Genomic DNA, 24,733 nt, shown 5'->3' with positions numbered 1-24,733 from the left:
AGAAATTATGAGCAAGTTCACGAAAACACCAACGATAAAATAGGGGAATATCGATTGAATTTTTCGGACCGATAAAAACAAAAATGCTCACCGAAGTGAGCATTTTTAGTATTCTATAGGGAACACGTTACTGAAGGCTGATTTCTATTGCAGACCAAGCTTCTTCTCAAGGTAGTGGATGTTTGCACCACCATGTTGGAAGTTTTCGTCGTTCATAATAGCCTGTTGAAGTTCAGTATTAACGTTAATACCTTCAACAATCATCTCACCCAATGCGTTCTTCATACGAGCGATAGCGACATCACGGTTCTCACCGTAAGTGATCAGCTTACCAATCATTGAATCGTAGTGTGGTGGCACTGTGTAACCAGTGTAAATATGAGATTCCCAACGAACACCCATGCCGCCTGGAGCGTGGAAGCGTTCAATCTTACCTGGAGATGGTAGGAAACGAACTGGATCTTCCGCGTTGATACGACATTCGATTGAGTGACCGCGCAGCTTAATATCATCCTGTGTGAATGATAGAGGCTGACCCGCAGCGATGCGAAGTTGCTCTTTCACTAGGTCGATACCTGTTACCATTTCAGTAATCGTGTGCTCAACCTGGATACGAGTGTTCATTTCGATGAAGTAGAACTCACCGTTCTCGTATAGGAATTCAAATGTACCTGCACCGCGGTAGTCAATTTCAAGACATGCTCGAGTACAGCGGTCACCGATATATTTACGCATTTCTTCAGTGATGCCTGGCGCTGGTGCTTCTTCCACAACTTTCTGGTGACGACGTTGCATTGAGCAGTCACGTTCACCAAGATGGATAGCATTACCTTGACCATCTGCAAGAACTTGAACTTCAATATGACGAGGATTTTCAAGGAATTTTTCCATGTAAACCATATCGTTATTGAAGCAAGCTTTTGCTTCAGCACGAGTCATCGCGATAGCTTCTGTCAGTTCCGCTTCAGAACGAACAACACGCATACCACGACCGCCGCCGCCGCCAGAAGCCTTGATGATTACTGGGAAGCCAATACGCTTAGCGTGAGCTTTGTTTTTCGCTTCATCATCATCTAGTGGACCATCTGAACCAGGAACACAAGGTACACCAGCTTTCTTCATTGAAGTGATAGCCGATACTTTGTCACCCATCATACGGATAGTTTCCGCTTTAGGGCCAACAAAGATGAAACCGCTACGTTCTACTTGTTCAGCAAAATCAGCGTTTTCAGATAGGAAACCGTAGCCTGGGTGTACCGCAACTGCACCCGTTACTTCCGCTGCGCTAATAATGCGAGGGATGTTTAGGTAGCTGTCGATACCGCGAGCAGGACCAATACAAATTGTTTCGTCTGCAAGAAGTACGTGCTTAAGATCGCGGTCAGCTGTTGAATGAACAGCAACGGTCTTAATGCCAAGCTCTTTACAGGCACGCAAAATACGCAGTGCAATTTCACCACGGTTCGCAATTACTAATTTATCTAACATAATGAGTGTTCTCTATTATTCGATAATTACTAGAGCTTGGTCGAACTCAACTGGTTGGCCGTCTTCAACTAGGATTGCTGTTACAACACCAGATTTATCAGCTTCGATTTGGTTCATCATTTTCATTGCTTCAACGATACATAGAGTTTCGCCAGCAGTTACAGATTGACCAACTTTAACGAATGGTTTTGCATCTGGGCTTGGTGCGCCGTAGAAAGTACCAACCATTGGAGAAAGAACTTGGTGACCAGCAGGAACTGCAGGTGCAGCCTCAACGACAGGAGCTGCCGCAACAGGAGCTGCTGCAACAGGAGCCGCTGCAACAGGAGCCGCTGCGTATTGAACAGGTGCTGCAGATACAGGGCTGTTACGACTGATTCGTACTGACTCTTCACCTTCAGAGATTTCTAGCTCAGAAATACCAGATTCTTCAACCAATTCGATTAGCTTTTTGATTTTGCGAATATCCATTGTTTCTTTCTCTTTATCTGTTGATTGACCTGACTCTATGACTGAGTAGGTAAGTATTAGTTCTGTCTTTAGACAGTTATTTTGACGTCAGCTTATTAATCGCTGCCATCAAAGCAAATTGATAACCTTGAGCACCTAAGCCACAAATCACACCTTCTGCTTTATCTGAAAGGTAAGAATGATGGCGAAATGATTCACGTGCGTGAACATTCGATAGGTGTACTTCAATAAATGGTATCGCGACTCCTAATAATGCATCTCGTAACGCAACACTGGTATGAGTGAAAGCTGCTGGATTTATTATAATAAAATCAATGGACTGATAAGCACTGTGTATGGCTTCGATCAGTTCATACTCACGGTTAGATTGTAGGTGCGACAACTCGACGTCTTGCGCGTTTGCTTGCTCGGTTAAAGATTCAATAATCTGTTCGAGTGTTTGAGAACCATAGTGTGCAGGCTCTCGTAGTCCTAAAAGGTTAAGGTTTGGACCATTTAAAACTAGAATGCGTAACTTTGTAGACATCGTGAGGGTATCTTCCTATATCGTGACAACGAGTGCGAATGTTCCCATTTTATTTACAATTTAGACGTATTTACCAGAGGTGAAACGTCCAAATTTTCAAATTAGACCCAGATTATAGCTAATTCAGCGAAAATCGCAGCAAATTACTGGTCTAATCACCTATAGTTCAGGTCGGGAGTTGTTACTAACTTATCAAAAAAGGTTCGCTACCTTAATTTTTGTACGGATAATTGAGATCAAGATCAGGCACAAAAAAACCGCCACACAGGTGACGGTTTGTAAATGTTGCTGTTTTAAACAGCTTGTAAAAGCATAGTGTGAAGCTTGTTATGCAATTTCTGCTTTTTCAGCAATAAGCTTATCAACTACACTAGGGTCGGCAAGAGTCGATGTATCGCCAAGGTTGCTGGTATCACCTGTTGCAATTTTACGTAGGATACGGCGCATAATTTTACCTGAGCGTGTTTTTGGTAAAGAGTCAGTCCAGTGCAGTACATCTGGCGTGGCTATCGGTCCAATCTCTTTTCTTACCCAGTCCTTCACTTCTTTATGAAGTTCAGCTGTAGGGAACTCACCGTCATTGAGTGTGATGTAAGCATAGATTGCTTGCCCCTTGATATCATGAGGAATACCAACAATGGCAGCTTCTGCTATTTTATCGAAAGCAACTAATGCAGATTCGATTTCCGCAGTACCCATACGGTGACCAGAGACGTTTAGTACGTCATCGACACGACCTGTGATCCAGTAGTAGTCGTCTTCATCGCGTCGAGCACCATCACTTGTAAAGTACATACCTTTAAATGTAGAGAAATAGGTCTGCTCAAAACGTTCATGATCACCATAAACTGTACGCATTTGCCCTGGCCATGAATCAAGAATAACTAGGTTACCGTCTGTAGCGCCTTCGATGATGTTCCCCATGTTATCAACAAGGGCTGGCTGAACACCAAAGAATGGGCGAGTTGCAGAACCTGGTTTCAGGTAAGTTGCTCCTGGAAGAGGGGCTATTAAGATACCGCCAGTTTCAGTTTGCCACCATGTATCGACAATCGGAGATTGCTCATTACCAATTGTTTTATAATACCATTCCCAAGCTTCTGGGTTAATTGGCTCACCTACTGATCCCATAATGCGTAAGCTATCACGAGAAGTACCTTCAACGGCTTCATTACCTTTTGCCATCAATGCGCGAATCGCGGTTGGTGCGGTATAGAGGATATTCACTTGGTGCTTATCGACTACTTCGCTCATACGGCTAGTATTTGGGTAGTTTGGAACACCTTCAAACAAGATTGTTTTTGCACCATTCGCAAGTGGTCCGTAAACAAGGTAGGTGTGACCCGTGATCCAACCTACATCAGCAGTACACCAGAAGGTTTCGCCTTCTTGGTAATCAAAAACATACTTAAACGTCATTGCCGCGTAAACGAGGTAACCACCTGTAGTGTGTAGAACCCCTTTTGGTTTACCTGTTGATCCTGAAGTATAAAGAATGAATAGCGGATCTTCGGCTTTCATTTCTTCCGGTTCACAGACCTCTGAAACTGTCGCTGTCGCTTCATGCCACCAAACATCACGATGTTCATGCCATTCCACATCGCCACCCGTACGTTTCATAACAATGACTTTCTCAATGTTTTTCACTTCTGGGTTGGTCAGTGCTTCATCAACGTTTTTCTTCAGTGGTACAGCTCTTCCGCCACGCACGCCTTCATCAGCTGTAATGACTACTTTTGAATCTGAATCAATGATTCGGCCTGATAGTGCTTCAGGAGAGAAACCGCCGAACACGACTGTGTGTACGGCACCAATTCGAGTACAAGCCAACATTGCTACCGCGGCTTCTGGAACCATTGGCATGTATAAACACACTACATCACCTTTACGTACGCCTTGCTCTTTTAGAGCATTTGAAAACAGGCACACTTCTTTGTGTAATTCATTGAAGGTCAGTGTTTTATCATCGGCAGGGTCATCGCCTTCCCAAATGATAGCGACTTCGTCACCACGATCGGCTAGGTGACGATCAATACAGTTTGCTGAAACATTTAATGTCCCGTCTTCAAACCAGCGAATATCCACATGACCAGGGTCGAATGAAGTGTTTTTTACTTGGGTGAAGGGTTTAATCCAATCTACTATTTTTCCGTGTTCACCCCAGAATCCTTCTGGGTCAGATACAGATTGCTGGTACATGGCTAGGTAAGTGTCATTATCCGCGTGTGTGGTTGCTTTGATATTGTCTTGTACTGGATAAACGTGGGCTTCACTCATTGCTTCTCTCCTTGTGCCTTCATTCCATGTGAACTGGGCAATTTCCGTTATGCGCTAATTCCGCTAGCTGTTTTTTAAACATGGCATTTATTTGAATTGTCTTTTATTGACTGCCTGTCGTGCTATCACTCTCGGCTAGGTGGGGAATTTCTACAATTAGACTTTAGGATGAGACGCCGCTTTCTACTTAAAAAAAGGGGCGTTAAGTTTATAAAATAGCGACTTATGTTGAAATTTGCGAGATTGATCTAACGTTGATTATTAAGAGCTAGTTTTCAATGGGAAGAGTTGAAACGCGGTAAGTCACCGTGTTTTAAACGAACGAAGACCAAAGCGGCAGAGATAGCATCTTGTAGAGCGTCGTGCTTGTTGTTTTGTTGGGGAAGCCCAAGTTGCTTACAAATGGCGTCAAGACTTAAGTCGAAGTAGGAATTAGGCAAATGTTTTTCGAACTTGTCTTGGTAGAGCAAACTGACTTCAATGAGTTTGTTTGGCATGGGAAAACCGAGTTGCTTGATGCATGCTCGGTCCAATATCTTCTTGTCATATCGTATATGGTAGCCCACAAGCGGGCGGTTGCCGATAAAGTCGAGAAGTTCAATTAGAGCCTGTTTTTCTTCGATACCATTTTTAAGATCTTCATGACGAATCTTATGGATTTTGATAGAGCCAGAATCTAGAGATTGAGGAGCCCTAAGACGAACTTCGAAGGGTTGGCTGGTAATAATACGGTTGCCGATGATTTTTGTTGCCGCAATAGTGACAAGTTCTGCTCGGTTTGGATCCAGGCTGGTGGTTTCACAATCAAGCGATACATATTCACTTTGATGTGGGGCAGTAAAAAGCTCTCTGTAAGGTGAACCCTTTAGCTTGTAATGCCAGAACCGTCGAGTAAGCCCATTCATAGAAAGAGGCTCATGAAATGTCTTTGGCTTATCACAGGCAGCCTTTGGTTTATCACAGATAGTTTTTGGCTAATCATAGATAACCTTGGGCTCGCCATAGATAAATAGATATACATTGGCATAGCTTAATCACGAACTTGGTAGTGGTAACCAAGCCATTGTTTGAATTTTTTGACCACATGCAAACTATGGCGGAGTAAGTCTCGGTCTGATCTCTCCATTAACTTAATATCTAGCTTATTACTGCTGTGCTGCTGGGTGAGCCTTTGTGCCAATCTCCACTTGAAAAATTGTTTAAGTGCCTCACTTAAATTATCGGCTGTACTTTGTTCAAGAACCTTTCTCTTGACTAAGGCATTGATGCGGTCAAAGGTATTTTTATGAGGAATATTGTATTCCAAGCTTAATGCACGAATACCATGCACTATAGGGAAGATACCGCCTTGCTTGATATCCAAACCAGACTTCGATTTTTTTACATTACCAAAGAGTGTTAACGGGACTGAGAAATTCAGTGCAGGTCGGCAAAATTCAGTGAGGATTAACTCTTGCCCGGCCATTAATTCACTGAGGTGTTTCTGGATTGGTTCAAGTAATTCTTTATTACCGGCGACAGCGTGAGCATCTGCCATAATCGCAATGTCCATGACTTTTTCGGGTGTCGCCGAATGTACCCAATTGGAGAGTGTTTTTTTCCATTCGAGTTGGGAGCTCACCCATTTGGGATTATTGACCATTACGTTACCTGGGCAAAGAGGGTAGCCCAGCTGTTGCAAGGTGTGAGTCAGGTTTTCCATCACGTATTCGCATTGATGCCAATGTAGTCCATCTTGAATGATGAGAGCGTTATCTTGATCGGTTTTTAAAATTTGCTCTCCACGACCCTCAGACCCTAATACAACGAAACAGCAATGATTATGTAAAGCGGGTGGAACGACTAACTCAAAGGCCTTTTCAATTATTTGCTCATTAACGGCTGATATTAATTCCATGATAAACCGGGTACGAATACCATTATTTAAAAGACTCTCCACAAGTTGACGTTGTTTATTTGATGCGAGTGCAAGTTCTTCAATACTGGTTGCTCTCGCGATACGCAGAGTCAGAACGTGTGAGTGTGTGGAAAAGGCACTTAATATTTGAGTCATATCGAGCATGCCAATCGCTTCGCTGCCATCACAGACCATGACTCGCTTCATGCGGTTTCTTGTCATGGTAATCATGGCATTAAAAAGAAAGTCATCTTCCTCCACATGGAACACTGGAAAAGTCGCAATATCCCCCACGGGCGTATCAAGTGGGAGGTTATCTATCATAACTGCATGGAGCATATTGGTGCGGGTAACAATGGCATAAGGATAGGGCTTTGGAGTTCCTATAGTTCTAGGATCATCGTAGGCCAAATGCACCAGTGCTGAATCTAATCCGCTTTCTTTTAATGCTTGAGTCACTTGATTGATTGGCTGTTCTGGAGTGAGGATCAGTGGCGGGTGATAAATAGAACTATCAACTTTGGTAAGAATAAACTCCGCCAAGTTTTGTTGCTCTTGAGCTTCTTTAATAAGCTGTTTGCGTTTAGCAAGGTTGTTATCAAAGTAAGCGGCAAATTGCCCGTTCTCGTTGTAAAGCTCTAAAAAAACATGAGAAGGGAGCAGATAGCTTAAGGTGTCCTCGAGAGCGATATATTGGTGCTTTACCTGCTCATTGAATTGGCTTCTTACATCAAAAATATCGTCATTGGCGTAGTGCGCGTAAATTTCTTTGTTGTCAGGCGATCGTTCTTCAACGGCACCTTTAATCAGTATATGCAGGTGGTGGCTCGGTTTATTGGCCTCAACGATGACTTCTTGCTCTCGATAGTATGCGACATCCAATGAAGAACGTAAGGTCAATTGTTCGCTTTCGGATAAACGATCAAAAGGCGGAGACTGCATATTAAATTTATCAGGCATCATCGTCGCACAATAAAGGAGTGATGATCTCAGTTTGCCAAAAATCGAGTTGAGCGCTAGACGACTTTAGTCTAGAAAACGAAGAAGCTGAATCTAGATAGTGATGAAGCTTAGGTTAAATAGTAATTAAGCTTAAGTAAGGTAGTGGTGAATCGATGAGTTTAAAAGGCAATATTGGCTTCCATATTTCTAATACGGAAATTTGCAACGTCGTTTTATTCCCTTTTTCGTAAGCAATAAGCTAGGCATAATTCATCAATGCTCTTTTCTGTCTTCTTTAATAGGTCTTCGCGATGCAAAACCCTTCACCTTATGGCTGGATATCTCAGTATTTTCTTGGCTTTTTCTTTGCCTATGGCGTTTATCTGCCATTTTGGGCGCTGTGGTTTGAAGACCAAGGTGTTGCGCCAAGCGACATTGGTATTTTAATTGGTGCTGGCTTTGCGACTCGTTGTGTCGCTAACTTTGTTATCACACCACGCATTCATAAAGTTGAGCACTTAATCCCTGCTTTACGATGGTTGAGCCTCGCTGCATTAATTTTCGTAGGTTTTCATTTCTTTACTGGAGGCAGTTTTGCACTAATGCTGCTGGCTACGGTTCTGTTTAATTTATGCTGCGGTCCTATCGTTCCTTTATCAGATGCGATGGCGAACTATTACAGCCGAATTAAGCTATTGGACTATGGGCGCACTCGTTTGTGGGGCTCTATTGCTTTCATTGCTGGTTCAACGGTTGTGGGCTTCTTAGTCGCTGAGTTTGGTACTGAAATGATTTTGTATACGGCATTAGCTGGCGTGCTTTTTTCTTTAGTCCTGTGCATGCGTAATCCAAGCATTATGCCAGTAACACAGCAAGAAGAAGAGGCGACAAGACCTAAGCTGATGCAGTTGCTGCGTGAACCTTCGGTAGTGAAGTTTTTAACGCTAATGGCTTTGATCCAAGGTAGCCATGCGGCTTACTACAGCTTTAGTGCGATTTACTGGAAAGAAGCAGGACACTCGGAAGCGATTATAGGTTACCTGTGGAGCTTAGGTGTTGTTGCGGAAGTCGCGGTATTTGCATTCAGTAAGCGATTATTTTCAGGCTGGACTCTACGTACTTTATTCGTTATCGCGTCAATTGGTGTTATGGCTCGTTGGGGGATCACCGCTTCGACCACGGCTATCTTCGCATTAGTCATGGTTCAGTTATTACACGGTGTGACTTTTGCGATGGCACATATTGCTGCTATCCAATACATTCAATCAGAAAAGCCAAGCAAAATGGTCGCACTCCAGGCTTTATACAACGCAATTCCATTGGGTGCATTCATTGCGCTGATGACCACTCTGAGTGGTTGGGGCTATGAATTATGGGGCGCTGATATTTTCTGGTTTATGGCGGCAATGGGTGTTCTTGCTCTGTTTATCAAGGTTGATGAGAAACACTCAGTAACAGATGTAAACAGTAAAACGAAAGCGGAGCCTGAAGCACAGAATTAGAGCGTTCAGATTGTGTTCGCCCTCTATCCTTAGTTTAATAAACTTTGCTCAATTAAAGCCTGCACATTGCAGGCTTTTTCATAAGGATATGAATGAATGCAAGGTAGGCTTATATGCAAGGTTGGATAGTCGTTCCAGTATCACTCGCGTACTTAGGCGTATTATTTCTTATTGCTTGGTATGGAGATAGACAGACTCGCTGGTTATCTCGTTGGCGACCATGGATCTACAGCCTTTCCATTGCGGTGTACTGTACTTCATGGACCTTCTACGGAACGGTTGGTCAGGCAAGCAATAACCCTTGGTCTTTTTTACCCATCTATCTCGCTCCCATCCTAGTTTTTACTTTGGGTTGGCGAGTCTTAGCGCGTTTGATTTTGATCGCGAAACGAGAGCACATTACCTCAATTGCCGACTTTATCGCGGCTCGTTACGGAAAGTCGCAAGGGCTAGCAGTGGCAGTTACCTTAATTGCGGTTGTGGGTATTCTGCCTTATATCGCATTGCAGCTACGCGGTATTACCATGGGGCTCGATATTGTTGCCCCAAACCTTGCTCATGATTTTGGTTATCAGGACTACCATGTTTCTTGGTTTGTGGTTGGGGCATTAGCCATTTTTACCATGTTATTTGGTACCAGACATATCGATAATACAGAGCATCACCGCGGTATGATGATGGCGGTGGCATTTGAATCCATCGTTAAGCTGGTGGCTTTTCTTATCGTGGGTATTTTCATCATTTATCTAGCGTTAAGCAGCAATGAAATCAACTTACTGGATGTCGCTTCTTCCACTTACAAGCCGCCTAATATTCCTACGTTAGCCATCCACACAGTGCTCACTATGCTGGCTATCGTCTGTTTGCCTCGCCAATTTCATACTATGGTAGTAGAAAACGAGAGACCACAAGATCTGCATACGGCTCGTTGGTTATTTCCTCTCTACCTTATTTTAATGGGATTGTTTGTTTTACCTATTGCTTGGGCTGGGCAAGGGTTGTTAACGACTATGCCAGCAGATACTTATGTCATCAGTGTGCCAATGGAAGTTGGGGCTAATCACATTGCACTATTGGCATTTCTTGGAGGTACGTCAGCCGCCAGTGGTATGGTTATCGTATCGACAATTGCACTTGCGATAATGGTTTCAAATGATTTAGTGATGCCGTTATTACTGCGTCGTATGCGTTTATCGCAACGAACTCACCGACACTTTTCTGGTTTACTGCTCATTATTCGTCGGGCGCTGATTTTACTGTTGTTGCTCGGTGCGTGGGGGTTCTATCAGGCTTTAGATAGTATCCACTCACTTTCTGCCATCGGCTTCTTATCGTTTGCAGCCATTGCTCAATTTGCACCTGCATTAATCGGCGGCATGTACTGGCGTTTGGGTAATCGTAAAGGCGTCTATGTCGGTTTAATGTTTGGATTCCTAATTTGGCTTATTACTCTGATGAGCCAAACCAGCATGCTTGCCGGAGATGGTGAAACTAACTTATTGCTATGGTTGATTACCCCACCACAAATATTGAGTGGTTGGGAAATTAGTAGCTCAGATTGGGGAATCGTCCTCAGTGTGAGTGTGAATACTTTATGTTATATCGCGGTGTCGTTACTGACGCGCCCAAGCCTAAGTGAACGCTTACAATCGGCATCTTTCATTGGCACACCGTTGCCTGAGAATGAAAACATCAGCTTGTATCAAGGGCGAGTCACGGTTGCTGAATTGGAGATGCTAGCATCCCGTTTTGTTGGACGACCGCGAGCTAAGTCTGCTTTCCAAACTTACTGGCAGCAGCAAGGTCCTCCTTTGTTACCTAATCAGCAAGCACCTGAGAGTTTGATTCGCCATGCGGAGCGAGTTTTAGCGGGTGTATTTGGAGCTTCGTCTGCCAAGTTAGTACTTACTTCTGCTTTGCAAGGCAGAAACATGCAGCTTGAAGAAGTGGCGACCATTGTGGATGAAGCATCAGAGCTTTATGACTTTAGCCGGGGCTTACTACAAGGTGCAATCGAGCACATTGGACAAGGCATTGCTGTAATTGATAAGCAAATGCGCTTGGTGGCGTGGAATCAGCGTTATCTAGAGTTATTTGAATTCCCCGCAGGTTTGATACAAGTTGGTCGACCGATCTCAGATGTCATTCGCCATAATGCTGAACAAGGCTTGTGTGGTCCCGGCGATCCTGAAGATCATGTTCGTCGCCGTGTGTACCACTTGGAGCAAGGTACTCGGCATACCTCTTCGAGAATTCGTGCTGACGGTCGAGTGATTGAGGTTCAAGGTAATCCAATGCCTGGCGGTGGGTTTGTGATGAGTTTTACCGATATCACGGTATTCAGACAAGCCGAACAAGCACTTAAAGAAGCCAACGAAAGTTTGGAATCTAGGGTTCACGAGCGTACTCAAGAGCTTGAAAAACTTAACCATCGATTAGTGAAAGCAACCAAAAAATCTGAATTGGAATCCCAATCAAAAACGAGGTTTTTAGCAGCCGTAAGCCATGATCTCATGCAACCACTTAATGCGGCTCGCTTGTTTGCCTCTTCACTATCTGAAGTGGCTAAAGATTCTGAAGTGAAGCAGCTGTCTTCCCACATTGAAAGTGCACTTGGGGCTGCTGAAGATTTGATTGGCGATTTGCTGGATATTTCTCGTTTGGAGTCAGGAAAATTAGAAACTCATGTGCATGCGTTTTCAATTAATGATGTGCTATCCAATCTTAATGCTGAATTCAGCGCGCTGGCTAAGCAACAAAACATACAATTTGAGATGATTCCTTCATCATTATTTATTGAGTCTGACCCTAAATTATTGAGACGTGTAATTCAGAACTTTTTAACTAATGCTTTCCGCTATAACCCGAGAGGAAAAGTGGTGTTGGGTGCTCGTCGTGTGAATGGGCAAGTTCGTATTGATGTATGGGATAACGGAACGGGTATTGATGAAGATAAGCAGCAAGAAATTTTTGAAGAGTTTACTCGTGGTAGCCAAGTCCGTGCTGATCAAGGATTAGGGTTAGGGCTCGCGATTTCAAAAGGGATTGCGCACGTGTTGGATCATCATATCTCTATGCGATCGTGGCCAGGGGAAGGGAGCGTCTTTTCTATCACTCTTAACCGAGCTGAAAAAATTATTGCGCCTCAGATTGTTCAAGCCGTCACGCCGACCAGCGACTTAGATCATTTGAAAGTGTTATGCGTGGATAATGAACCTGAAATTTTAGTGGGGATGGAGAATTTAATTGGTAGGTGGGGCTGTGAAATTAAAACAGCAACAGATTTGGTTCAAAGTCTAAAAGCTTTGGATGATGATTGGATTCCAGATGTGATTTTCTCTGACTATAGGCTAGACAATGGTCGAACTGGGTTAGAAGTGCTGCAACAGTGCCGACTGCGCTTGGGTAATAACTTCGAAGGAGTCATTATTAGTGCAGATAGAACGGATGACATGATGTCTGCGATCAAAGGAAACGGTTTTGGATTCATAGCTAAGCCTGTTAAACCATTAAAACTAAGAGCCATTTTGAATCGACTTGCTTAGGCTTTTTAAGAGTAAGAGTACAAACAGAAAGAAGGTCTCACTTGAGACCTTCTTTTTATTGAATCGTAGTTAACTTAAATCACGGATAACCTAATCCGCGATACCGCCTTGAGTTAGCTTGGTTGGATCAAGTAAGCGAGCTAACTCTTCTCGGCTTAAATCTGTTTCCTGTTCTGCGACATCTAAAATTGGGCGCCCTTCTTTATAGGCTTTTTTGGCAATGTCAGCCGCTTTTAAATAACCAATCACAGGGTTAAGAGCGGTGACTAATATTGGGTTTTTAGAAAGTGCTGAATCTAAGTTATCTTGTCTAACTGTAAATGTAGCGATGGCTTTATCTGCTAAGGAAACGGCACTATTGGATAGCAGCTCAATGCTTTCCAAAATATTGTGTGCAATCACAGGCAGCATCACATTGAGTTGGAAGTTGCCTGATTGCCCAGCAATGGTAATGGTAGTGTCATTGCCAATGACTTGAGCTGAAGCCATGGCAGCCGCTTCGGGAATCACAGGGTTCACTTTGCCTGGCATTATAGAAGAACCAGGCTGCAAAGCTTGCAACTCAATTTCGCCAAGACCAGCAAGAGGACCTGAATTCATCCAGCGAAGATCGTTCGAGATCTTCATGATCGCCACTGCCGCTGTTTTAAGCTGACCAGATAATGCGACGATCGCATCTTGGCTACTTAGGTTGAAAAAGAAGTTGTCGCTTGCTGTGAGCTTAAGCTTCGTGGCTTGAGATAGGTTATCTGCAAACTTACTAGCGAAACGCGGATCGGCATTGATCCCTGTTCCAACGGCTGTCCCGCCCTGAGCTAGAGCTGTGACAGAAGCAAGGCTATGTTCAATTCCTTGCTGGGCATGTTCAATTTGATATTTCCACCCACCCAGTTCTTGAGAAAAAGTGATCGGCATGGCATCCATTAGGTGCGTGCGCCCCGTTTTTACCACGTTAGATAACTCTGACTGCTTGGTTTCTAGCACTGATGTTAGGTGATTTAAAGCGGGCAATAGTTGTTTTTGAACAGCCATGACTACGCTCACTTGGATAGCAGTAGGCACGACATCATTACTGCTTTGCCCCATGTTCACGTGATCATTCGGGTTCACGTTGCCACCAAGTTGGGTAGAAGCGAGAGTGGCGATTACCTCATTAGCATTCATGTTTGAGCTAGTGCCTGAGCCCGTTTGATATACATCGATAGGGAAGTGATCAAGATGGTCGCCATCAATAATTTCTTGGCTCGCATCGATAATTGCAGCAGCAATATCACCTTCCAATAAGCCCAGTTGTGCATTGGTACTCGCCGCTGATTGCTTGATGTAGGCGAGAGCTTGAATGAAGCGAGTTGGCATAGTGTGCGAACTGAAAGAGAAGTTATCTACTGCTCGCTGAGTTTGTGCTTGGTATAGCGCGTTTTTAGGTACATGGACTTCACCCATGCTGTCCGTTTCAATTCTGTATTCTTGGGTCATCTTCTATCCTTGTTAGCCAAGTGGTGCTTGGACTTGTTGTAATTTTCTATGTAGGGATTGGTAGCGAGCATTACCTTCAACTTGTTGGCAGTAGTGTCGTTTTAAACAATAAAGAGGTGAGTAAATAGAATCGAGGCAGACTCGGCGGAAGATCATGCTGCGCTGAGGAGATTCGATTGCTTCAATCAAATGGAGGAAGATCTGACGTAAAAATAGTTCACAAAGTAAGATGTTTTCGTTTTCAGCGTGTTTTTCATAATAGGAAGCAAGTGTTATCCCGCAGTGGATATATTCTTGAATAACGTCGGGCTCGAAACCCGCTGAAGTCGTGGGTGCCGCAAAGCGATCTTGTGCTTTGTAAAACATTGAGTAGAGAATTTTTTGCTCTTCCATAGAAAGTTCTTCCATAAAAATCTTTCGATAATGTAATGATAATTATTATCGTTTGGGTTTTTAAACACAACCTCTTTATAAAAGAAAAGCCGATGCTATCAGCATCGGCTTCAGGTCGTTTCAATTTGAATCCCTACAATCCAACTTGAATCTTATATTTTCACTAGGTCTTAGTGGTCGTGAGCTTCACCTGCACCTTTAGGGTAACGGATGTTCTCAACCATCTCTTGTACATCTTGTGGAACTTCAGCTGTTACTTTATTCACTGCAATTGATACTACAAAGTTTAGACACATACCTAGCGTACCGATGCCTTCTGGGCTGATACCAAACCACCAGTTTTCAGGTGTGCTTGCTGCTGGGTTAATGAATTTGAAGTAAATGATGTAGCTTGCTGTGAAGGCAATACCCGTTAACATACCTGCGATTGCGCCTTCCTTGTTCATCTTCTTATAGAAGATACCTAGGATGATTGCAGGGAAGAAGGATGCTGCCGCTAAGCCGAATGCAAATGCCACTACTTGAGCTACGAAACCTGGAGGGTTAATACCTAAGTAACCCGCCCCGACAATTGCGACCATTGCTGCAATACGTGCGGCTAATAGCTCTTGTTTGTCGGTCATGTTTGGTCTGAAGCCTTTCTTCAGTAAATCATGAGAGATAGACGTTGAGATAACCAGTAGTAGACCTGCAGCAGTTGATAGTGCAGCGGCTAAGCCACCTGCAGCCAGTAGTGCTACAACCCAGTTTGGTAGTTTCGCAAGTTCTGGTGAAGCCAGTACGATGATGTCGCGGTTAATCTTCATCTCGTTGCGTTCATCACCCGAGTAGAACATTTTGCCATCGCCGTTCTTATCTTCCCAACCAACTAGACCAGTGCTTTCCCAGTTTTGGTACCAGCTTGGTGCTTCTGCTGCTGGAACACCTTGCATGTCAGGACCATTGATAGTTTCGATCATGTTTACACGAGCGAATGCTGCAACACCTGGTGCTGTTGTGTATAGCAAAGAGATGAACAGGAGTGCCCAACCTGCTGAGATACGAGCATCACGTACACGTGGTACTGTGAAGAAACGAATGATTACGTGTGGAAGACCTGCAGTACCAACCATTAGAGCTGCACAGATGAAGAATACATCCACCATGCTCTTGTTACCTTCGGTATAGGCGGTAAATCCGAGTTCTTCGGTTAGCCCATCCAGTTTATCTAGTAGATAAACATCGGTACCTGAAAGTGTTGACCCCATACCAACTTGTGGAAGTGGGTTACCAGTCATCATGATTGATGTGAAGATTGCTGGGACAAGGAAAGCGAAAATGAGGACACAGAATTGAGCTACCTGCGTATAAGTGATGCCTTTCATGCCGCCAAGTACAGCGTAGAAGAAAACAATACCCATACCAATGATGATACCAAGGTTAATGTCGACTTCTAAGAAACGGGAGAATACTACGCCCACACCACGCATTTGACCTGCTACGTAGGTAAACGATACGAAGATTGCACAAAATACAGCAACCATACGCGCGGTTCTTGAGTAGTAACGCTCACCGATGAAATCTGGAACCGTAAACTGACCAAACTTACGTAGGTAAGGAGCTAAACATAGAGCAAGTAGTACATAACCACCAGTCCAACCCATAAGGTAAACCGCACCGTCATACCCTACGAATGAAATGATACCAGCCATTGAAATAAATGATGCAGCTGACATCCAGTCTGCAGCGGTTGCCATACCATTCGCAACAGGGTGTACACCACCGCCAGCTACGTAGAACTCACTGGTTGATCCCGCGCGAGCCCAGATTGCGATGCCGATATAGACTGCGAAAGTAATACCGACGAGAATAAACGTCCAAGTTTGAATATCCATGTTCTAGCCTCTAGTCTTCCTGTACGTTATATTTTTTGTCGAGCGCATTCATGCGAACAACGTAAATAAATATCAGCGCCACGAAGGTATAAATGGAGCCTTGTTGGGCGAACCAAAAACCTAGCTTGAAACCGCCAAATTGAATGGTGTTAAGGGCATCCACAAATAAGATGCCTGCGCCGTAAGACACTACAAACCATACCGCGAGTAGTGTTCCCATAATTCCCAAGTTTTCCTTCCAGTAGGCTTGAGCATGTTCTGTCGATTCGAACGCCATTGCCTTCTCCTTAATTCCGTTTCAGTAAAAACTGTTTCTGTAGAAAATTACCATGTTAACGTAATGTTACGATTTAAAAGATAACAAGGATAAGTCAATAACTCTGTGCAACTTTAGTCGGGCTAATAAAAGCGTAAGATCTCCACTTAATGGGGCTTTAAGGGAAGTCGGCAATGAAAGTGTGATGTTAATTTGTTGTTAAATTAGCCAAAGGTCTAAGGTTGAGGGTACTTTGAAGGGATCTTTTGAGCAATAAAATGAAAATTATTGAAAATAAACGGCGGATTGGGGCATGGAACATAGGTGTCTTTATGCATTATAAGGGCTAAATAAGAGAAGCTTCAGTATAAATGGCTAAGTATGAAAAGGGTTAAGAATGAAGGGGGCTAAGTGCAAGAAGAACTCTGAGTAGAAAACCTTAAGAATAAGAAAAACTGAGCTCTAAATTTGAGAGTATCTGAGCTTTAGACAAGCACGGCTTACAAGGAAGATTGCCCTCAATCACCGGCTTAGTCATTGAGGACAACATTTTTAAATTGGTTAAAGGGTTACATGTAAAAATCTTTAATACCGAGCAGTAAGTTATTCACTGCTACTGCTGCAAGAATAAGCCCCATTACGCGGCTGATAATAGCAGCTCCTGCATTACCAATGACCTTTTGGATGCTATTCGCTGCTAGTAAAAGCAGTAAAGTAATGACTAAGACACCGAGCATCACACCGGCAGTAATACTCTGATCAATCAAAGAAAAGCGGTGGTTATCAGTCAACATAACAATAGCCATCATTGCTCCGGGAGAAGCAATGGATGGAATAGCTAATGGGTAGACAGCCAAATCAGCTAGTTGAGAATGGCTGACTTCCTCAGAGATTTTTTGTTCTTGCTCGGGTTTGCTTTCCCCAAAAATCATAGATAACGCAAACAGCAATAAAACAAGCCCACCCGCCGCTTGAAATGCAGGAAGTGGAATTTGCATGGCCTCAAGAAGAAGTTGCCCAGCGATAAGGAAAAACAATAAAACGCCAGCAGATATCGCCACGGCTTTCAAAGCCACTTTGCGTCTTTGTGCAGGGGTTAAGCGTTGAGTTTGAGATAAGTAGACAGGTACAGAGCCAATTGGGTCAATAACAGCCCAAAGAACAACAAACTGAGTAATGATGATACTAGTAAGCAAAGTAAATCTCCCAGAGTTACGGACAGAGGGATAAAGATTGCTAGGGCAGCAATCTTATTCATTATAGCGTCTGTTATTCTCTTTAAGTCATCACAATGTGAGAGCTGAAAAAGACATTCAATTCAGCTCAGATATTGTGATGTTACTTACTGCTCGGTTTCCACCTGCTGTAGAAGGATGACGGCTTGAGTGCGGTTTTTTACGTCCAATTTACGAAAGATTGCAGTCATGTGTGCCTTGATAGTTGCTTCTGAAACATTTAACTCGTACGCGATTTGCTTGTTGAGTAAACCATCCGAAAGCATGCCGAGCACTTTGTATTGTTGAGGGGTGAGAGTGGATATTTTCTCCGCTAGATCGTTACATGCAGCGTTATTAGTAATCAGACCTTCAGGGTAGAAAGGGTCACCGTTTAATACTTGATTTAATGCACTGACTAATTCTCGCATGTCACTCGATTTCGGAATAAATCCAAAAGCTCCGTGGCTTTTTACTTGGGTAACGACGCTGGCGTCTTCACTGGCAGAAATCACGACAATAGGTAAATCTGGGTATTCTGCTCTCAATTGAATAAGCCCTGACATGCCATTTGCACCAGGCATTTTGAGATCAAGCAGTAATAGATCTGGCTCATCTTCTTTTTTAAGGAGGGTCAGTAGTGCATTGAGTGAGTCTGCTTCAAGTAAATTAGCCCCGCTTATCGCCATATGAACCGACTGAAATAGAGCGTTGCGAAAAAGAGGGTGGTCATCAGCAATGATAATGGTGTAGGTCGAGTCCATGACATTTTACACTTTTAACAATTTAGTTAACTTTTATTATTATCTTGATTGGATATGCGGACAATATTTATACACTAAAAGTCTGAACCATATCGACTTTTAACGTGAACTAGTTTGATTATGAATCGGTAATTGAAAGGTAGATAAAGAAAACCGCAATTCTAAGAGTATTATTAAGTACTTATAGAAATGCGGTTCTTTTAAATTTGCTCTTTAGTTTCGGCTTCGGAAGCTTATTGATTCGCTTCGAGCAGGTAGTTATTCATATGCGTTAGGAATTTTTCAGCATTCATAAAGCCAGTCACGCGAGCATTTGGAACATGGTTACCCTTACTGTCCCAGAACTCGATAGTGGGTAGCCCAAGTACTTGTAATTGACCTAATAATTCAATGTCTTGAGGTAGGCTTTTAGTGACATCAGCTTGAAGTAAAATAAAGTTACCCAACTTTTTCTCTACATCTTGCTGGTGGAAGGTGTATTTCTCAAATTCCTTACATGCCACGCACCAATCAGCGTAGAAATCGAGCATCACAGGCTTACCTTGGGTTTTTGCATTTATTAGCTGTTGCTCTAAGTCAGCGATGTTACTGATTTGAATAAATTGCACTTGTGCTTGTTCTACTTGTACTGATTTTTCTGAAAACCAGTAGTTGAGCGCAGGCTGCGCTGAAACAAACAATCCAAGTATTGCAATAATTCCCACAGCACTTTGTTTCCACTCTCCAAATGGCAGAGAATTCTTAGAATGGTAAAGCCAACCAAATGCGATAAAGCCTAAAGTAGACCACAGTACTGTTGCCCAAAATTCAGGAATAATTCGTTCCAGTAAGAAGATAGGAGCGGCAAGCAAAATGAATCCAAACACGACTTTCACTTTATCCATCCAATTACCTGCTTTTGGCAGAAGCTTATTACCAAACACGGCCACTAATATAAGTGGAATTCCCATGCCCATTGCAAGTGCGTAAAGCGCAATGGCACCAGTAAACAAGTCACCACTTTGTGCAACATACAAAAGAGCGCCAGAAAGTGGGGCTGTGGTGCAAGGTGAACATACTAAACCAGAGATAGCCCCCATAGCGAAGACACCTAAAGTATTGCCACCTTGTTGCTTGTTGCTTTGATTGTTTAACCAAGTTTGGATACTGCTTGGCAATTGCAGGTTGTACACGCCAAACATCGACATTGCCAAAGTGACAAACAATAAGCTTAAGCCAATCAGGACATAAGGGTGCTGCATTGCGGCTTGAAATTGCATGCCAGCTGAAGCGACAACTAACCCCAATAATGTGTAGGTGAGCGCCATACCTTGCACATAAATAAACGACAGCATTAATGCGCGACCTTGGCTCAATTTACCGCCACCCAGTACGATGCCAGTTAAAATTGGGTACATAGGTAAAACACAGGGAGTGAAAGCTAAACCAACACCTAGTGCTAGGAACAAGAAAGGTGTCCACCATGCATCACCAAGCTTGTCTGCAAGGTTTGAGTCTTTCGATGATTCTGAAATCGAAGGAGTTTGGTTATTTGAGCTGGATAAATTCTGATTACTTTGAGTCTTTTTAGCAGTGTTATCTACTGAGTCAGCTGGTAATGATTCGGCAGTTGATGAACCCGCAACAAAAGGCTCGATATCAATAACACGAGTTTCAGGAGGGTAGCAGAAGCCAGCTTTAGCACAGCCTTGATATTGAACAATGAGTTTTGCACCTTCTTGATATTCAAGAAGCGGTATTTGAACAAAAAGAGGCTCTGTATAAATGCTCACTTCACCAAAAAATTCATCTTGGTAAGGTTGACCATCCTCCATTTGCTCATCACCAATCAAGAGGTTTTCACCACTGAAAGCTATGCGATGTTGGTAGAGGTAGTATTCATCCTTCACTTGCCAATCAAGTAATATTTGATTGCCTTGCTGAAAGTGATTTAAAGGAAAAGCTTGGTCTACAGGAACAAATGTATTGCTCGATGTTAGGTTTAAGCTTGGTTCACTTTTTCCAAATAAAGCGAAAACAGGGTTAGAGAGAGTAAGTAACCCGATAACCAGCAAAGAAATGAAAGCGCGCATAAAAAGATTCGTCAGTGTTAAGTTAAAAGTATCTTAACTTACTCAGACAGGATTATTGATGAATAAGTTTCAACTTGAGGCATATTTATACTGCATTGGGCTTTTTGAGAAAGATACAGATAAAGAAAAAGGAAGCCGAAGCTTCCTTTATGTTTTTATTACCGGGACTCACTGAGTCAATCGGAAACTAAATAAGTAGACCGCCGAATGCAAAACCTAGTGCTACAGAAGTCGCAATAGTCACAACACCCGGAATAAAGAATGGGTGGTTGAATACGTAGTTACCGATACGTGTCGAACCTGTGTCATCCATCTCAACTGCTGCCAATAATGTTGGGTAAGTTGGAAGTACGAACAGTGCACTTACCGCAGCAAATGACGCAACGGCTGTTAGTGGTGCTACACCAATTGCAAGAGCAGCTGGCATTAGTGCAACCGTTGTTGCGCCTTGTGAGTAAAGCAGCATAGAAGCGAAGAACAGAACTAGTGCTAGCATCCATGGGTAGTCAGCCAGTAGAGCGCCTGCTACGTCTTTGATTTCAGCAACGTGTGCGTTTACAAACGTTGAGCCTAGCCAAGCCACACCAAGTACACATACACACGCTGTCATACCAGAGCGGAATGTTGGCGCAGATGAAATTTTAGCAGCATCTACTTTAGTGAATAGAACAATCGCAGCTGCGGCTGCAAGCATGACACTCATGATTGCTTCGTTACGGCCAAGTGCTGGGTTTTCAATAAGACCAACTGAGCTTGAGATTGCAGCAGCGTAGCAAACGACAAAACCAATAGCGGCAAGGAAGATAAATGTCGCTTTCTTCGCTGTAGGCAGAATTTCACGCTTCTCTTGTGTCGCCAGTTTCACTAAACCTTTTTCAAGACGGTCTTGGTAGATAGGATCGTCTTTCAATTCGCTGCCCATGTAATTGGCAACCAAAGCACCGACCATACAAGCAATAAAAGTTGTTGGAATACAAACAGCTAGCAATGTTAGGTAGTCAACACCGAATGGTGCCAGCATCGCAGCAAAAGCAACCACTGCCGCTGAAATTGGAGACGCAGTAATCGCAATTTGAGATGCAACAACAGCAATAGAAAGCGGACGAGATGGGCGGACCCCTTGTCCTTTTGCTACTTCGGCAATAACAGGCAGAGTTGAGAATGCTGTATGACCAGTACCCGCCATAAGAGTCATGACAAAAGTTACAATAGGCGCGTAAAAGGTAATACGTTCAGGATGTTTTCGTAAAAAGTTTTCGGCAATTTGCACTAACCAGTCCATACCACCAGCAACTTGCATAGCTGCAATCGCGGTAATGACCGACATGATGATCAAAATTACGTCAACAGGGATAAATGCTTGGCTGGTTGGAACTCCAAGTATTAGAGAAAGTGCGATAACACCTGCACCACCGGCAAAGCCGATTCCAATACCACCAATTCTGGCCCCTAAGAATATAAAGAGTAGGACGACAAATAGTTCTACTGCAATCATGGTTACACCTCATTATTAGATTTTATTATGTGAAGGTTCATATGAATAAGCCCTCAAATAATAAATATTATGCATCTCGTTGATATAACCACTTTTATATTGTGGTTAACCGTATTGGAGCCTAAAAAAGGGCTCCGTTTGGAGCCCTCTATCTTCTACTTATTCGTAGCGCTTAGCTTTATACTGAGGATGCATGAGGTTTTCAACAGAGAAAATGTCATCTAGCTCTTCTTCAGTCAGTAATCCACGCTCTAAGACCACTTCTCGAACACTTTTTCCTGTTTCTGCACAAATCTTACCGACAATGTCACCCTCGTGGTGCCCAATGTATGGGTTTAGGTAAGTGACGATACCGATAGAGTTAAATACGTGAGATTCACATACTTCTTTGTTCACCGTAATGCCGTCTACACACTTGTCACGAAGGTTCACACACGCGTTTGTTAGAATATCTAGAGACTCAAACATGCTTTGTGCAATTACAGGCTCCATTACGTTCAATTGCAGTTGACCACCTTCAGCAGCGAAAGAAACCGTGTTGTCGTTACCTAGCACTTTAAAGCAAACTTGGTTTACTACTTCAGGTACAACTGGGTTTACTTTAGCTGGCATGATTGAAGAGCCTGCTTGAAGTTCAGGTAGGTTAAGTTCATTCAGACCAGTACGTGGACCTGAAGAAAGCAGACGTAAGTCATTACAGATCTTAGACAGTTTAACCGCTAGACGCTTAAGTGCTCCGTGTGTCATTACGTATGCGCCACAGTCCGACGTTGCTTCGATTAAATCTTCAGCCGCTACACACTCTAGTCCAGTTACCTCTGCTAGGTGTTTAACCGCAAGACCTTGGTAGCCAGGTGCAGCGTTCAGACCAGTACCGATAGCTGTTGCGCCTAGGTTTACTTCTAGAAGTAGTTTTGAAGTGTATTCTAGGTTTTTGATTTCTTCATTAATGGTAACTGCCCAAGCATGGAACTCTTGACCAACCGTCATTGGCACTGCGTCTTGAAGCTGAGTACGTCCCATCTTCAAAATTGTGTTGAATTCTTGGCTCTTAAGCTCGAACGCACCTTTTAGGTATTCGATAGCGTCGATCAGTTTACGAACACTGTTGTAAACAGAGATGCGGAAGCCAGTAGGGTAAGCACAGTTTGTCGATTGGCTGCGGTTTACATGGTCATTTGGGTTGATGAACTCATATTGGCCTTTTTCTTTGCCCATTAGTTCAAGTGCCACGTTCGCGACTACTTCGTTCGCGTTCATGTTTACAGAAGTACCAGCACCACCTTGGAAAACGTCCGATGGGAACTGATCCATGCACTTGCCCGTGTCTAGAATTAGGTCACAAGCTTCGATGATGTATTTAGCAACTTCGCTTGGAATAACACCTAACTCTTTGTTTGCTAAAGCCGCCGCTTTCTTGGTCATCACCATGCCACGAACAAATTCTGGTACGTCAGAAATAGTTACATTTGAGATGTTAAAGTTTTCAATAGCACGAAGAGTATGGATGCCGTAGTAAGCATCAGCGGGAACATGACGTTGACCTAATAGATCTTCTTCTAAACGAGTGGCTTGATTAGCTGCGATAGGAGCTTTAGATAGAGTAGCCATAACAGGATCCTTAGAGAATAATTCTGATAATGTAGTTAATTATTAGCCTATTCTGTATGCAAATACTCCGTTCGCTAGAATATTGGGCTGATAAATCCGTCCTGACTTATGTAGCACATGATACTGTACTTAGCGCATAAAAATAGTAAGTTGATCACCTTTTTTACTTTTGTCTCGTCAATATTCTGTAAAGTTATTTCGGGTCAAAAAACACGGTTCTTTACAGGATAAATTTGTGGTTAGTGGGGCTTTAAGCGTACACTGCAAGTAACAAAGGAGGGCGTGTGTTTCCTATCTTACTTTTACTCTTTATTTTCGTACCTATCATTGAGATCGGTCTATTTATTCAAGTTGGTGGCTTTCTAGGATTGTGGCCAACGATTGCGTTAGTACTCGTGACTGCATTTGTTGGGGCTTCACTGGTTCGTAGCCAAGGTATCCAGACATTAATGTCGGTACAAGGTCGCTTGCAGCAGGGTGAAATGCCTGCTCAACAGATTCTAGAAGGCGTGATGCTGGCTGTTGCTGGCGTATTGTTATTGACTCCTGGTTTCATGACAGATGCTTTCGGCATGCTGGTTTTACTTCCTGCACCAAGAGCTATCATGGCTAAAAAGTTGATGGAAAAAATGGTTGTGAAGAATATGTCTGGCGGATTTCACGCTGGTGGTTCGGCTGGTTTTGGTCATAGCCCATTTGAGCAAGACCCATTTCACCGCGACCCATTTAATAATTCGAATGATAGCAATACGTTTGAAGGTGAGTTTGAGAAAAAAAATGATGATGACGTCAATAAACTCAACAAGCCTTAGAGTGAGCTGATGGAATTCACGTTTTGAATGTCTGAATCGATTTAAATAAAAAATGCCCTAGCAAATTGCTGGGGCATTTTTTATTCGGTATCTAATCAACTGAAGCTTGGTTCACTTC

General features: G+C 43.2%; 18 protein-coding genes. 3 read left to right on the top strand and 15 right to left on the bottom strand.

Annotation, left to right across the window (positions count from 1 at the left end):
- Nucleotides 1-144: 144 nt before the first annotated feature.
- From accC to OCU78_RS13435, 6 genes are all read right to left on the bottom strand, one after another.
- Nucleotides 145-1,488 (bottom strand): acetyl-CoA carboxylase biotin carboxylase subunit, encoded by a 1,344-nt coding sequence (gene accC, locus OCU78_RS13460; protein WP_137375037.1) that lies wholly within the window; start codon nt 1,486-1,488, stop codon nt 145-147.
- A gap of 15 nt (nt 1,489-1,503) precedes the next feature.
- Nucleotides 1,504-1,959 carry an acetyl-CoA carboxylase biotin carboxyl carrier protein gene (gene accB, locus OCU78_RS13455; protein WP_137375038.1) on the bottom strand — a complete coding sequence of 152 codons (456 nt, stop codon included), beginning with the start codon at nt 1,957-1,959 and terminating at the stop codon, nt 1,504-1,506.
- A gap of 76 nt (nt 1,960-2,035) precedes the next feature.
- Nucleotides 2,036-2,485 carry a type II 3-dehydroquinate dehydratase gene (gene aroQ / locus OCU78_RS13450; protein WP_137375039.1) on the bottom strand — a complete coding sequence of 150 codons (450 nt, stop codon included), beginning with the start codon at nt 2,483-2,485 and terminating at the stop codon, nt 2,036-2,038.
- Between the two features lie 327 nt (nt 2,486-2,812).
- Complete coding sequence (gene acs, locus OCU78_RS13445) at nt 2,813-4,762, bottom strand: acetate--CoA ligase (protein WP_137375040.1); 1,950 nt, start codon at nt 4,760-4,762, stop codon at nt 2,813-2,815.
- 275 nt (nt 4,763-5,037) lie between these two features.
- Entirely contained in the window at nt 5,038-5,667 is a 630-nt protein-coding gene (locus tag OCU78_RS13440; protein WP_137375041.1) for a 3'-5' exonuclease, read from the bottom strand.
- Nucleotides 5,668-5,792: 125 nt separating this feature from the next.
- A complete protein-coding gene (locus tag OCU78_RS13435) occupies nt 5,793-7,619 on the bottom strand; it encodes a DUF294 nucleotidyltransferase-like domain-containing protein (protein ID WP_137375220.1) in 1,827 nt (608 codons plus the stop codon).
- A gap of 293 nt (nt 7,620-7,912) precedes the next feature.
- Here OCU78_RS13435 and OCU78_RS13430 point away from each other — a divergent pair, with 293 nt between their 5' ends.
- Both OCU78_RS13430 and OCU78_RS13425 read left to right on the top strand, forming a co-directional pair.
- Nucleotides 7,913-9,103, top strand: a complete 1,191-nt coding sequence (locus OCU78_RS13430; protein WP_137375042.1) for a 3-phenylpropionate MFS transporter — start codon at nt 7,913-7,915, stop codon at nt 9,101-9,103.
- Nucleotides 9,104-9,216: 113 nt separating this feature from the next.
- Nucleotides 9,217-12,648 carry a PAS domain-containing hybrid sensor histidine kinase/response regulator gene (locus tag OCU78_RS13425; protein WP_137375043.1) on the top strand — a complete coding sequence of 1,144 codons (3,432 nt, stop codon included), beginning with the start codon at nt 9,217-9,219 and terminating at the stop codon, nt 12,646-12,648.
- Nucleotides 12,649-12,738: 90 nt separating this feature from the next.
- Here the strand turns inward: OCU78_RS13425 and OCU78_RS13420 are convergent, their stop codons facing one another.
- The 9 genes from OCU78_RS13420 to aspA all read right to left on the bottom strand — a co-directional run bounded on the left by OCU78_RS13420 (nt 12,739) and on the right by aspA (nt 23,803).
- Nucleotides 12,739-14,124, bottom strand: a complete 1,386-nt coding sequence (locus tag OCU78_RS13420) for a class II fumarate hydratase (RefSeq protein ID WP_137375044.1) — start codon at nt 14,122-14,124, stop codon at nt 12,739-12,741.
- Between the two features lie 12 nt (nt 14,125-14,136).
- On the bottom strand, nt 14,137-14,517 hold the full coding sequence (locus OCU78_RS13415) for a hypothetical protein (protein ID WP_137375221.1): 381 nt from the start codon (nt 14,515-14,517) through the stop codon (nt 14,137-14,139).
- Nucleotides 14,518-14,687: 170 nt separating this feature from the next.
- Nucleotides 14,688-16,391 carry a sodium:solute symporter family protein gene (locus tag OCU78_RS13410; protein WP_137375045.1) on the bottom strand — a complete coding sequence of 568 codons (1,704 nt, stop codon included), beginning with the start codon at nt 16,389-16,391 and terminating at the stop codon, nt 14,688-14,690.
- 10 nt (nt 16,392-16,401) lie between these two features.
- Entirely contained in the window at nt 16,402-16,668 is a 267-nt protein-coding gene (locus tag OCU78_RS13405) for a DUF4212 domain-containing protein (RefSeq protein ID WP_137375046.1), read from the bottom strand.
- A gap of 548 nt (nt 16,669-17,216) precedes the next feature.
- Nucleotides 17,217-17,843: a MarC family protein gene (locus tag OCU78_RS13400; protein WP_137375047.1), complete on the bottom strand. Its 627-nt coding sequence runs from the start codon at nt 17,841-17,843 to the stop codon at nt 17,217-17,219.
- A gap of 146 nt (nt 17,844-17,989) precedes the next feature.
- Complete coding sequence (locus OCU78_RS13395; RefSeq protein ID WP_137375048.1) at nt 17,990-18,625, bottom strand: response regulator transcription factor; 636 nt, start codon at nt 18,623-18,625, stop codon at nt 17,990-17,992.
- Nucleotides 18,626-18,858: 233 nt separating this feature from the next.
- A complete protein-coding gene (locus tag OCU78_RS13390) occupies nt 18,859-20,697 on the bottom strand; it encodes a protein-disulfide reductase DsbD (protein WP_137375049.1) in 1,839 nt (612 codons plus the stop codon).
- A 187-nt stretch (nt 20,698-20,884) separates the two neighbouring features.
- Nucleotides 20,885-22,192 (bottom strand): anaerobic C4-dicarboxylate transporter, encoded by a 1,308-nt coding sequence (locus tag OCU78_RS13385; protein WP_137375050.1) that lies wholly within the window; start codon nt 22,190-22,192, stop codon nt 20,885-20,887.
- A 159-nt stretch (nt 22,193-22,351) separates the two neighbouring features.
- Nucleotides 22,352-23,803, bottom strand: coding sequence for an aspartate ammonia-lyase (gene aspA, locus OCU78_RS13380; protein WP_137375051.1), 1,452 nt, complete (start codon nt 23,801-23,803; stop codon nt 22,352-22,354).
- Between the two features lie 284 nt (nt 23,804-24,087).
- Here aspA and OCU78_RS13375 point away from each other — a divergent pair, with 284 nt between their 5' ends.
- A complete protein-coding gene (locus OCU78_RS13375; RefSeq protein WP_137375052.1) occupies nt 24,088-24,615 on the top strand; it encodes an FxsA family protein in 528 nt (175 codons plus the stop codon).
- Nucleotides 24,616-24,733: the final 118 nt, after the last annotated feature.

This window comes from Vibrio gallaecicus (assembly GCF_024347495.1).
GTDB lineage: Bacteria > Pseudomonadota > Gammaproteobacteria > Enterobacterales > Vibrionaceae > Vibrio > Vibrio gallaecicus.
The sequence above is the reverse complement of the archived record's forward strand: the minus strand, read 5'-3'. Positions and strand labels throughout refer to the sequence as shown.